The 12,435-nt window shown below is 70.8% G+C and carries 10 protein-coding genes; 9 read left to right on the top strand and 1 reads right to left on the bottom strand.

Annotation, left to right across the window (positions count from 1 at the left end):
- The first annotated feature begins 13 nt into the window (after positions 1-13).
- The 8 genes from ACXVUM_RS11220 (at position 14) to purD (ending at position 10,066) form a co-directional block, all read left to right on the top strand.
- Positions 14-1,366 carry a sensor histidine kinase gene (locus ACXVUM_RS11220; protein WP_458522853.1) on the top strand — a complete coding sequence of 451 codons (1,353 nt, stop codon included), beginning with the start codon at positions 14-16 and terminating at the stop codon, positions 1,364-1,366.
- Positions 1,367-1,506: 140 nt separating this feature from the next.
- Complete coding sequence (locus ACXVUM_RS11225) at positions 1,507-1,932, top strand: HIT family protein (RefSeq protein ID WP_458521864.1); 426 nt, start codon at positions 1,507-1,509, stop codon at positions 1,930-1,932.
- Position 1,933: 1 nt separating this feature from the next.
- The gene (locus ACXVUM_RS11230; RefSeq protein ID WP_458521865.1) at positions 1,934-2,770 is read left to right on the top strand and encodes a hypothetical protein; all 837 of its coding nucleotides are present in this window, start codon (positions 1,934-1,936) and stop codon (positions 2,768-2,770) included.
- 92 nt (positions 2,771-2,862) lie between these two features.
- Complete coding sequence (locus ACXVUM_RS11235; RefSeq protein ID WP_458521866.1) at positions 2,863-4,194, top strand: glycosyltransferase; 1,332 nt, start codon at positions 2,863-2,865, stop codon at positions 4,192-4,194.
- The gene (locus ACXVUM_RS11240) at positions 4,194-6,335 is read left to right on the top strand and encodes a glycosyltransferase family 39 protein (RefSeq protein ID WP_458521867.1); all 2,142 of its coding nucleotides are present in this window, start codon (positions 4,194-4,196) and stop codon (positions 6,333-6,335) included. The genes ACXVUM_RS11235 and ACXVUM_RS11240 overlap by 1 nt, the downstream gene beginning before the upstream one ends.
- Positions 6,336-6,643: 308 nt before the next feature.
- On the top strand, positions 6,644-7,132 hold the full coding sequence (locus tag ACXVUM_RS11245) for an FBP domain-containing protein (protein ID WP_458521868.1): 489 nt from the start codon (positions 6,644-6,646) through the stop codon (positions 7,130-7,132).
- A gap of 79 nt (positions 7,133-7,211) precedes the next feature.
- A complete protein-coding gene (locus tag ACXVUM_RS11250) occupies positions 7,212-8,462 on the top strand; it encodes a low temperature requirement protein A (RefSeq protein ID WP_458521869.1) in 1,251 nt (416 codons plus the stop codon).
- Between the two features lie 347 nt (positions 8,463-8,809).
- Positions 8,810-10,066: a phosphoribosylamine--glycine ligase gene (purD, locus tag ACXVUM_RS11255; protein WP_458521870.1), complete on the top strand. Its 1,257-nt coding sequence runs from the start codon at positions 8,810-8,812 to the stop codon at positions 10,064-10,066.
- Positions 10,067-10,178: 112 nt separating this feature from the next.
- Here purD and ACXVUM_RS11260 read toward each other — a convergent pair whose 3' ends face one another.
- Entirely contained in the window at positions 10,179-11,078 is a 900-nt protein-coding gene (locus ACXVUM_RS11260) for an alpha/beta hydrolase (RefSeq protein WP_458521871.1), read from the bottom strand.
- Positions 11,079-11,179: 101 nt separating this feature from the next.
- Here ACXVUM_RS11260 and ACXVUM_RS11265 point away from each other — a divergent pair, with 101 nt between their 5' ends.
- A complete protein-coding gene (locus tag ACXVUM_RS11265; protein ID WP_458521872.1) occupies positions 11,180-12,391 on the top strand; it encodes an aminotransferase class I/II-fold pyridoxal phosphate-dependent enzyme in 1,212 nt (403 codons plus the stop codon).
- Positions 12,392-12,435: the final 44 nt, after the last annotated feature.

Consider the following 12,435-nt stretch of genomic DNA (forward strand, 5'->3'; position numbering starts at 1 on the left):
CCTCGTCGCCCTGATGGTGGTGGTGCTCGCCGTCGGCCTGCTGGTCTCGGGTGTCTCGGTGACGTCGGCGATGGAGAACCGTCTCATCGACCGCACCGACAACGGGCTCGTCGGCGCCGCCGACACGTGGGCGCGGCCGCGCGGCGCCGACCGTTTCGGTCCGCCGCAGGACGAGCGTCGGCCGCCGTCGCCGTACTGGGTACGTGTCATCCGCCCCGACGCCCCGCCGTTCACCATCAACGACGTCGGTGGGGCGCCGGCCGTGGGGGACCTGTCGCGGATCGGCACCGCCCCGCAGACCGTGGGATCCGCCGACGGGTCGTCGACCCGATGGCGGGTGGTGAAGACCGTCAACGCCTTCGGGACGTCGGTGGTCGCCATCAAGCTCACCGACGTCGACGACACCGTGCAGCGCCTCATCTGGCTGCAGCTGGGCATCGGCCTGGCGGTGATGGTGGTGGTCGGCGGGCTGGGCTACATCCTGATCCGCACCAGCCTGCGCCCGCTGCGCCGGGTGGAGGAGACGGCGGAGAAGATCGCCCGCGGCGACCTGGATCACCGCGTGCCCGAGTCCGCGCCCAACACCGAGGTGGGCAGCCTCGCGATGTCGCTCAACGCGATGCTCCACCAGATCCAGGGTGCGTTCGCGGCGACCGCTGCGTCGGAGGGGCAGGCGCGGGCGTCCGAGGACCTGATGCGCCGCTTCGTCGCCGACGCCAGCCACGAGTTGCGCACACCGCTCACCTCGATCCGCGGCTTCTCCGAGCTCTACCGCCAGGGGGCGATGACCGACACCGATCAGCTCATGTCGCGGATCGAACACGAGGCGGCCCGGATGGGGCTGCTCGTGGAGGAGTTGTTGATGCTCGCCCGCCTCGACGCGCAGCGGCCGCTGGAACGCGCTCAGGTCGACCTGCTGTCGCTGGCGTCCGACGCCGTGCACAGCGCGCGGGCCACCGCTCCGCAGCGGGAGATCACCGTCGAGATCATCGACGGACCCGGCGTTCCCATGGTGATCGGCGACGCCCCGCGTCTGACGCAGGTCCTCAGCAACCTGCTCACCAACGCCATCCGTCACACACCCGACGAGGCGTCGATCGTCACGCGCGTCGGGACCGACGGGCCGTCGGCTCTCGTCCAGGTGGTCGACACCGGACTCGGGCTGAGTCAGGAGGACCGACACCGCGTCTTCGAACGCTTCTACCGGGGCGACTCGTCGCGATTCCGGGGCGGGGCCGCGGGTGGGAGCGGGCTGGGCCTGTCGATCGTCGCCGCCATCGTGGACGCGCACGGCGGGACCGTCGGCGTCGACGACACCCCCGGAGGCGGCGCGACCTTCTGGGTGCGGATCCCCCGCACCGAGTGACATCCCGCCCCACCTCGTCGGTTGGGCGGTTCCGGACGTCGGTTGGGCGGTTCCGGACGTCGGTTGGGCGGTTCCGGACGTCGGTTGGGCGGTTCCGGACGTCGAGCGGGCGTCCGGCGGCCACGGCCTACGATCGGCGCATGGCATCGGTCTTCACCATGATCATCAACGGGGACATCCCCGGACGGTTCGTGTGGAAGGACGACATCGCTGTCGCCTTCCTCACCATCAACCCTGTCACCCCGGGGCATGTCCTGGTGGTGCCGCGCGAGGAGATCGACCACTGGGAGCAGGTCGACCCGGCCGTGTTCGCACACCTCACCGCCGTCGCACAGACCATCGGCAAGGCCACCCGCGACGCGTTCGACGCGCCTCGGATGGGGCTGCTCATCGCCGGTCTCGAGGTCCCGCACCTGCACATCCACGTCTTCCCGGCCCACTCGGTGGAGACCTTCGACCTGGCCCTCGCCGAGAAGGATCCCGACCCCGCAGCGCTCGACGACGCCGCCGCGAGGATCCGCGCTGCGCTGCGCGCCGCCGGCGAGGACGCGCACACCGCCGACTGAGATGACGGCGACGACGCACAGGGGCGAGGCGCTTCGACTGCCGCACCGAGCGGGCTGGGTGTGGGCGGTGGTGGCGCTCGTCGGCGGCGTCGGGTTCGTCGTCGCCCCCTCCCTGGTCGTCGGTGATCCCTACGGTGTGGGGATCGGGGACGGGCGAGCTCTGGGCGACGCGGCTCGGGTCGGGGTCGTCGACTTCCTCGGGCGGCATTCGGCGGAGGTGACCGGCGCGTTCGGGGACCTCACGCACCACTGGGCGCAGTACCACTGGGTGAAGGTCGTGTTCGCGCTCGTCGCGACCGGTGCGCTCGCGCTGCTCGGTCGTCGGCTGTCGCTGTCTGCTGACGTGGCGTCCACGCGGCTCGGCCGCGCGCGATGGGCCGTGACGGGTGGCCTGCTCTCGTCGGCCGTCGTCGCCGCGGCGGTGCTCGCGGTCGCGAACGTCCAGGGCGCGCTGGCTCCGGTGTCATCGGCGCTGAGCCTGCTCCCCTCATCTCGGGGCGACGACCTGTCCGGTGTGCGGGCTGCGGCGGGCGCCGGCATCGCCGACGGCGCGCGGGACCCTGCGCTCGCTGCACTCGTCCACGACTTCGGGTGGTACCACGCAGTGCTCGCGATCTGTCTCGGTCTCGTCGTCCTCGGCCTCGCCGCGCTCACGATGGTGGTCGGACGCAGAGCGCGTCACGCCGGTCGCGGCACGGGCCTGCGGTCCCTCGCGGCGGCGTCGAGCGGGGTCTTCGCGGTCGCGGCGACCGGCCTCGCGGTCGTCGTCGTCGCGAACATCGGGACCGCCCTGGACCCGGCGCCGGCCCTGCAGCTGTTCTTCACCGGCAGCGCCTGACCGGCGGCCGTCCGACCTGCACGGACGCGCTCACAGGAACCTGACAGTCTGCCCGCAGAGCCACGCCAGCGGCGGCAACCAGAGTCTGCGGCATGACAGCAGACACCATCGACCGCCGGCCGGGAGGCCGTGGATCGACGCAGGGCGGCGACCACACCGACGAGTCGTCCGGTGCCCCCGAGATGACGGTCGTGTTCGACGGCACCCCGCGGACCCCGGCGCTCGACGTCGTCGTGCCGGTCTACAACGAGGAGGCCGACCTCGCCTCGTGCGTCGAGCGGCTCGCCGAGCATCTGCGCACCCGCGTGCCCTACTCGGCGCGCATCACCATCGCCGACAACGCCAGCACCGACGGCACGCTCGCCATCGCCGTGGAACTGGCCCAGACGATGGACTGTGTCCGCGTCGTCCACCTCGACCGCAAAGGTCGCGGCCGCGCGCTGAACGCCACGTGGAGCAGCAGTGACGCGACCGTCGTCGCCTACTGCGACGTCGACCTGTCGACGGACCTCAACGCGCTGATGCCTCTGGTGGCACCGCTGCTCTCGGGACACTCCGACGTCGCCATCGGGTCGCGGCTGTCGCGATCGTCGCGGGTGGTGCGTGGGGCCAAGCGCGAGTTCATCTCCCGCAGTTACAACCTCATCCTGCGTACCGCGATGGGCGCGAAGTTCTCCGACGCCCAGTGCGGCTTCAAGGCGATGCGGGTCGACGTGGCGCGGGCCCTGCTGCCGTACGTCGCCGACACCGGATGGTTCTTCGACACCGAACTGCTGGTGTTGGCCGAGCGTGTGGGTCTGCGGATCGCGGAGGTGCCCGTCGACTGGGTCGACGACCCGGACTCGAAGGTCGACATCGTGGACACTGCACTCAAGGACCTGCAGGGCTGTTGGCGCGTCGCGCGCGCCCTGGGGAAAGGTGATCTGCCGGTGGCCGATCTGCGACGCACGCTCGGCCGCAACAAGTTCGACGACCCGCAGGTCGCCGGTGTACCCCGCGGGATGGTGGGTCAGCTGGTCCGCTTCGCCGTGATCGGGGTCATCTCCACCGTCGCGTTCGCGGTCTTGTACCTGCTGCTCCACCCGATGGTGGGCGCCCAGGCCGCGAACTTCGTGGCCCTGCTCGTCACCGCCGTGTTCAACACCGCGGCCAACCGTGCGTTCACCTTCGGTGTGAAGGGCCGCGACGGCGCCGCGCGACATCACATGCAGGGCATCGTGGTGTTCCTGTTCGGCTGGGCACTCACCGCCGGGTCGCTGTGGATCCTGCACGCCGGTGCCCCCGGCGCGTCGAAGCATGTGGAACTCGCGGTGCTCATCGTTGCGAACCTCGTCGCGACCGTCACCCGGTTCATCGCCCTGCGGTGGGTTTTTCGCGGCGACGACGACACGGACACCGCGGCGCTCGTCCGGGACGTCAGCTGATGACCAGCACCGTCGACACCCCGGCCACCGGCGCCTCGTCGCCGACAGCACCGGCCGCGTGCCGTGGCCCCGCACACCCTGACCGCTGGGGGCTCGGACTCCTCCTCACCGGTACGGCGATCCTCTACCTGTGGGGCCTCTCGGCGAACGGGTGGGCGAACTCCTTCTACTCGGCGGCGATCCAGGCCGGATCGGTCTCGTGGAAGGCGTGGTTCTTCGGATCGTCCGACGCCGCCAACTCCATCACCGTCGACAAACCGCCCATGTCCCTGTGGATCCCGGGCATCGCAGTGCGGGTATTCGGACTGAACTCGTGGTCGATCCTGGTCCCGCAGGCCCTGATGGGCGTCGCGTCGGTGGCTCTGCTGTACGTCATCGTGAAGCGGTACACAAGCTGGCAGGCAGGCCTGCTCGCCGGTCTCGCGCTGGCGCTGACACCCGTTGCCGCGCTGATGTTCCGGTTCGACAACCCCGACGCGTTGCTGGTGCTGCTCATGCTCGCCGCGGTGTGGGCGACGATGCGCGGCATCGACGACGGCCGGCTGCGGTGGATGGTCCTGACGGGTGTGTTCGTCGGGTTCGGCTTCCTCACCAAGCAACTGCAGGTGTTCCTGGTGATCCCGCCGCTCGCTCTGACGTATCTCGCCTTCGGCCACCACACCTGGGTCAGGCGTGTCGGCCACCTGCTCGCCGCCGGGGTGGCGCTCGTCGTCGCCGCGGGGTGGTGGGTGCTCGCCGTCATTCTCTGGCCGAAGGACTCGCGGCCCTACATCGGCGGTTCGCAACACAACTCGATCCTGGAGCTGACGTTCGGCTACAACGGATTCGGCCGCCTCACGGGCAACGAGACGGGGAGCACGATGCCCGGCGGAGGCAACCGTGCCGCCTTCGCCGAGTTCGCGCGGGCCGCAGGTTTCACCGGTGGTCCCGGTGGGGCGGGCGGTCGCGGTGGCGGCATGTGGGGAGAGACCGGTTTCTGGCGCATGTTCCAACCGGAGCAGGGCGGTCAGATCGCGTGGCTCATCCCCGCCGCGGTGATCCTCGGGGTGGCGGCGCTGGTCATCTGCGGCCGGGCGGCGCGAACCGACGTGCGACGGGCCTTGCTCGTCGTGATGCTGCTCTGGCTGGCGGTCACCTACCTGACGTTCAGCTTCATGTCCGGGATCTTCCACGCGTACTACACCGTCGCGCTCGCACCGGCGATCGCCGGCGTCGTCGGCGCCGCGGGGTGGATGTGTTGGGCTGAGCGGCATCGCATCTGGGTGCGACTCGTCCTCGCTGCGTCCGCGGTGGCGACAGGTGTCATGGCGTTCGTGCTGCTCGGGCGGTCGTCGGACTTCCTGCCGTGGCTGCGGTGGGTCGTCCTCGCCGCCGCCGTCGTCGCAGCGATCGGCCTGCTGCTGACCCGGGTGCCCCGCCTCGCCGCGATCGGCGCTGCGCTGGCGGTGATCATGGGTCTGGCCGGCCCCGCCGCGTACGCCGTCGACACGGTCTCGTCGTCGATCAGTGGATCCATCATCAGCGCAGGCCCCCGGGTGGCGGGCGGCTTCGGCCCGGGCGGGCACGGTGGCTTCGGACACTTCCGCGCCGGTGGACACGCAGGACCCGGCAGGTTCGCGCCCGGGCAGTTCGGAGCTGGGCAGTTCGGAGCTGGGCAGTTCGGGCCCGGCCGGTTCGGACAGCAGCAGGGTCAACCCGGTCAGCAGGGTCAGGTCGGACGTCCCGGTGCGACCGGTTCCGGTGCCGGCGGATTCGGCGGCATGGGCGGGCCCGGAGGGGGTCTGCTCGACGGGTCCCGCCCGTCGGCGGAGCTGACGGCACTGCTCGCGCGGGATGCCGATCGGTACACCTGGATGGCCGCTGCGATCGGATCGAACGTGGCGTCGGGCTACCAGCTCGCCACGCAGCAACCCGTGATGCCGATCGGCGGGTTCAACGGCAGCGACCCGTCGCCGACTCTCGCGCAGTTCCAACAGGACGTCCGGGCCGGGAAGATCCACTGGTTCATCGCCGGTGGGGGTTTCGGCGGCGGGATGAACGCCCGCGGGACGGCGTCCGCCATCAGTGCGTGGGTGGAGGCGAACTACACCCCGCGCACGGTCGGCTCGGTGACCCTGTACGACCTCACCGATCCGAAATAGGTCCCACCGTCGGAACAGTGGCCTCGCCCAGCGGGCCACACCCCGTCGCCGAGTGGGCCGATACCGCTTCGCGTGACGCATCGGAGCCGCTCTTCTGCCCGCGCGGCGATGGTTGTCGCGCGCTCGAGGAAGCGGTCGACGCGGTCGTCGGTCGCGGTGGCGGTCGGCGCAGGAGGTCTCGGCCTCCGGTGAGCGCACGGCGCACGACGTGGGTCGGAAATGGCGTTGCCGCATCCACGGACACGCGACTAGCGTCGCCGCCCGGGTCGTCGGCACCGGCGATCACGTCCACCTCCGAGGAGTTCTCCGTGCTCGCGCTGACCGAGAGCGACATCCGCTCGTCGTTCGTCAACTGCTCGAAGGGTGACGCCAAGCGGATGTCGGTGCCTGCAGGGCTCGACGCCGTCGACTGGCCCGCCCTCGACTTCCTCGGGTGGTCCGACGCGACCTACGCCGGCCGCGCGTACATCGTCGTCCCGACCGGCGAATCAGTCACCGGCGTCGCCCTCCGGCACGCGTCCGGGACGACGAGGCGGGCGCAGATGTGCACCATCTGCCAGACCACGCACCCATCCGGTGGGGTCTCGCTGATGACGGCGGCGAAAGCGGGTGCCGCGGGCCGACGAGGAGACTCCGTCGGCGCCTACATCTGCTCCGACCTGGCGTGTTCGGCCTACGCGCGGGGAACGCGCACTCCGGCCCTGGGCAAGCAGTACCGCGACGATCTCGACGTGGACCTCAAGATCGCGCGCGTGGAGGAGAACATCGCGGCGTTCGTCGCCCGCGTCGTCGGCTGAGGCGCACCGCGCGGGCGCGCCCGATACGGTCACCGGTGACATCGCCCACGATGCGACGGGCGACCGACCGGGAGGACCCATGACCGCGACCCCCACGGCCCCCTCCGTGGCCCATCGGATCCGGCGGATGACCGGCCGCGACCACCACGAGGACGGCCGCACCGCCACAGATCTCGAACTCTTCTTCGACCTGACGTTCGTCGTGGCGTTCTCCGTCGCCGGAGTGCAGGTCGCCGAGTACCTCGCCGAGGGGCACTATCTGGCGGCGATCGCCGGCTTCCTCTTCTCGTCGTTCGCGACGATCTGGGCGTGGATCAACTTCACCTGGTTCGCCTCCGCTTTCGACACCGACGACTGGGTGTTCCGCGTGGTGACGATGGTGCAGATGGGTGGTGTGCTCATCGTGTCGCTGGGCATCGCACCCGTCTTCGCGTCGATCGACGCCGGTTCCCACATCGACAACCGGGTCCTCGTGCTCGGGTACGTCGTGATGCGGGTCGCCATGATGTTCCAGTGGCTGCGTGCCGCGGCGCAGAGCGAGACCTACCGGCGGACCTGTCTGACCTACGCCGCCGCGATCCTCGTGGCGCAGATCGGTTGGGTCGCACTGATCATCGCGCAGATGGCGCTGGTGCCGACGCTGGTCGCGACCGTCGTCCTCGTCGGGGTCGAACTCGGCGGGCCGTTCGTCGCCGAACGGCGCAGGCCGACGCCGTGGCATCCGCACCACATCGCCGAGCGGTACGGGCTGTTGGCCATCATCACGCTCGGTGAGGGCATCGTCGGGACCGCTGTCGCACTGCAGTCGGTTCTCGCCGAGCAGGGCTGGAGTCTCGAGACGGCGGTTCTCGGGCTCGCCGGCGTCGCGATCACCTTCTCGCTGTGGTGGATCTACTTCGTGGTGCCCACGGGCGACGCCCTCGAGCGTGATCGCTCGAAGTGCTTCGTGTGGGGCTACTCCCACATCCTCGTGTTCATGGCGATCGCCGCGGTCGGCGCCGGTCTGCATGTGGCGGCGCTCTACATCGAGCACCACTCGGAGGTGGGCGCGGCCGTCGTGGTCGCCGCGGTCGCGGTGCCGCTGGCCGTCTACTTCGTGATGCTCACGATGACCTACTCGTACCTGGTCGAGTTCGACGTGCTCAACGTCGCACTGACCGCTGCGGGGGTCGCGATCCTCGCGATCGCGGTCGGTGCGGCCGCGGCGGGCCTGTCGGTGGTGTACGCACTGGTCATCGCCGCGGTCGCACCCGTCGGGATCGTCGCGGTCGACGAGACGATCGGGACCAGGCACCGCGCCGAGGCCCTCGCGCGCCTGCGGGCGGGATGAGAGACCCTGTCGTCTGATTCGACGGTCCGCGGTCACGTCTGGACGCCGTGTACACGGCGGTCCGAGCTGCGGCGCCGACGGCGCGCATCGTCGTCGTGAACCGTCTGCGCATCCTGCCCTGGACGGTGCGTGGATGCTTCCTGGGCACCGACCACCAGGCAGGACGTCCTCGATGCGGTGAACGGCAGATTCGACAGGCTCGTCGCGGATGTCACCGAGGCGGCTGACGCGGCGGGTTCGAGACGGTGAACGGTCCCCCCGACGCGGACCGCTCGGTCTGTGCGTCGCCGGGCGACGACCGGCACGATGACGTCGGTCCGCTGGGTCCGACGGTAGAGTCCAGCCCCGTGCGAGTTCTGGTGATCGGATCCGGTGGACGCGAACATGCCCTCCTCCTGGGCCTGGCGGCCGACCCGGGAGTCGACGACCTGCACGTCGCGCCCGGCAACGCGGGCACCCGCTCGGTAGCGACGAACCATGCGGTGGACGTCGCATCCTCCGACGCGGTCGTCGCGCTGGCGCGTGAGATCGGTGCCGACCTCGTCGTCATCGGCCCCGAGGTGCCGCTGGTGCTCGGGGTCGCGGACTCACTGCGTGACGCGGGGTTCGCGACGTTCGGCCCGAGTGCTGCGGCCGCACGGATCGAGGGGTCGAAGGCGTTCGCCAAGGACGTGATGGCGGCGGCCGGAGTGCGGACCGCCCACAGCGAGATCGTCGACAACCCGGCGCATCTCGACGCCGCGATGGATCGGTTCGGCCCGACGTGGGTGGTGAAGGACGACGGCCTCGCCGCAGGCAAAGGCGTGGTGGTCTCCGCCGATCGCGCGGTCGCGCGGGCGCACGCCGCGGATCTGCTGGAGGCAGGTCACCCCGTGCTGCTCGAGTCCTTCCTGGACGGACCCGAGGTGTCGCTGTTCTGTCTCGTCGACGGCACCGACGTCGTCCCGCTCCTGCCGGCGCAGGACCACAAGCGCGTCGGCGACGACGACCAGGGCCCCAACACCGGTGGCATGGGCGCCTACACGCCGCTGCCGTGGCTGCCGGCGGACATGGTGGGGCGGATCGTCGACGAGGTGGTCACCCCGGTTGTCCGCGAGATGGATTCACGTGGGTGCCCGTTCAGTGGTCTGTTGTACGCCGGACTGGCGATCGGCGCCGACGGCCCCGCGGTCGTCGAGTTCAACTGTCGCTTCGGCGATCCCGAGACGCAGGCCGTGCTCGCCCTGCTCGAGTCGCCGCTCGGTGAGGCGCTGAACGCCACGGCCACAGGACGACTCGCCGAGCTGCCGGCTCTCCGCTGGCGGTCGGGCGCGGCGGTCACCGTCGTCGTCGCGGCCGAGAACTATCCGGGCACACCCCGCACCGGTGACCCGATCACCGGCGCCGACGGCGCCGGGGTGCTGCACGCCGGGACCCGTCTCGACGCCGACGGGGCCGTGGTCTCGTCGGGTGGTCGCGTGCTGGCGGTCGTCGGTGTCGGCGACGATCTGGACGGTGCGCGCGCTCAGGCGTACGAGCGGATCGCGGGAATCCGTCTCGCCGGGTCGCATCACCGCACCGACATCGGCCTCTCCGCCCTGGAAGGCCGTATCAGCATCCCGTGACGCCCACTCGACGTCCGGTACCGCCCACTCGACGTCCGGTACCGCCCACTCGACGTCTGGGAACCGCCGTTCGTTGGGCGGCAGGAACCGTTCGTTGGGCGGCAGGGACCGCTCAGGCGGCGAGGTTGCGGCCCAGGAAGGCCAGCTGATCGGGCAGGACGCTGCGCCAGAACCGGTTGTTGTGACCGCCCGGTGAGGTGGTGAACGCCGCCGGCGGATGGAGTCCGGCCATCCACTGCCGCGTGTAGAGGTAGAACTGGTCGCTCGCCCCGATGTCGATGAGCAGCGGGATCCGCGTGAACGCGTCCTGTCGGCCGAAGAGCGAGTTGGCGCGGTAGTCCTCGGGACCGTCGAACGCGCGGGGCGGGAACGTCCGGGGGTCACCCCACAGGGCGGGCGAACTGGCGGCGATCGCAGCGACCCGATCGGGCCCCATGAGCGCACCGAGACGCAACGCGCCGTAGCCGCCCATCGACCACCCGAAGAGGCCTATGCGTTCGGTCGACAGTCCCAGGGAGGTGTCGGCGGCGAGCATCGGCAGGAACTCGTCGATCACCATCGCCGCGGCGTCGGCACCGTCGCGGCGGGGGTGGTAGTAGTTCCGGCCGCTGTCGGGGGCCGCCAGCGCGAACGGTTCGGTGCCCGCGGCCACCGACTGGGCCAGGTACCGGTGCATCTGCAGGCTGCTGATGAAAGCGGTCTTCTCGTCCGTGTTGAGAGCATGCAGCACGACGACCACCGGCAGTGTCCCGACGACGCCCGGCGGTCGCGCGACGATCCACCGGGTCTCGCGTCCCAGCATCTTCGCCGATCGGAAACTGCCCGTGATCAGGGCGGGGTCACCGGGCGCGGGACTCGTGGGCGGCGTCGACTCGGGCGAGACCTCGTCCTGGCTGCGCGTCTGAGCCCGGCGGCGGGGCCCCGACTCGTCGGCACCACATGCGCCGAGGGCCAGCAGAGCACCCATCCCGGCGCCCGCACCCAGCACGGTGCGTCGGTCGACTGCGCGCATACCCCTCTCCCGCCCCGAGGTCCGACATCCACCGCGAGTGGATGGGCGGGACCGTCTCTGACGAGTCCAGAGGGTACCGGCTCTGGCATACAGTGCGTCCTATGGCGTACCCGCGGCGACGCATGGCCACCTCGCGTCCCGAGACGTCCGCGCGCGGACCGTCCGACCGCTCGGACATCGCGATGTTCCACGTCATGGACGTGCTCGCGGCCGGTGCGGCCCGACGGGCCGCGGGACTCGAGGTCGTCTCGTTGGCGGCGGGCCAACCGTCGACGCCCGCGCCGGCGCCGGTCCGGCAGGCGGTGCACGACGCGATCGACACCGACCTGCTCGGGTACACCGAATCCTCCGGGACGGCCGCCATCCGTGGTGCGATCGCGGGTCATCACCGTCGGCGGTACGGACTCGACGTCGACCCCGACGACGTCGTCGTGACCACCGGGTCGTCGGGGGCGTTCACGCTGATCTTCCTGGCGGCGTTCTCCCCGGGCGATCGAGTGGTGCTCCTGCGGCCGGGATACCCGGCCTACCGCAACGCCCTCGGCGCGCTCGGTTGCGAGGTGGTGGAACTCGACTGCGGGGCCGAGTCCGACTTCCGTCTCACCGTCGACATGCTCGACGCGCTCGGCGAGCCGCCCGCCGGGCTCATCGTCGCGAGCCCCGCCAACCCGACGGGCACCATCATCCCGCCCGACGACCTCGCCGACCTCGCCCGATGGTGTGAGGAGCGCGGGACGCTGCTCATCTCCGACGAGATCTACCACGGCATCGAACACCCGGGCGCGCCGGCGACGTCGTGCGCATGGTCGACCTCGCGGGAGGCGGTGGTGATGGGGTCGGTGTCGAAGTACTTCTGCATGACGGGGTGGCGGCTGGGATGGATGCTCGTGCCGCAGCGCTACCGGCGCGCGGTGGAGCGTCTCACCGCCAACCTCACGATCTGTCCGCCGACGCTGTCCCAGATCGCGGCGGTGGCAGCGTTCGACGACGCGTCGCTCGCCGAGTGCGACACCCACGTGGCGCGTTACACCGACAACCGCGACGCGTTGATCGAGGGACTGGCCTCGCTCGGCGTCACCGAGATCGCGCCGCCGGACGGCGCGTTCTATCTCTACGCAGACGTCGGCCACGTGACCGACGACAGCCTCGGCTGGTGCCGACACGTGTTGGACACCACCGGTGTCGCGATCGCCCCAGGCGTCGACTTCGACACCGTGCGTGGCACGCGCACCATCCGTCTCAGCTTCGCGGGCGACCGGTCCGACATCGACCGCGGACTGGAGCTCCTCGGGCCGGTGCTGACCCGGGGCTGATGCAGCCGATGTCGGCGGCGTGTGGACGAGACCTGCGAAAACGC

The sequence above is a fragment of the Williamsia sp. SKLECPSW1 genome, from assembly GCF_054332755.1.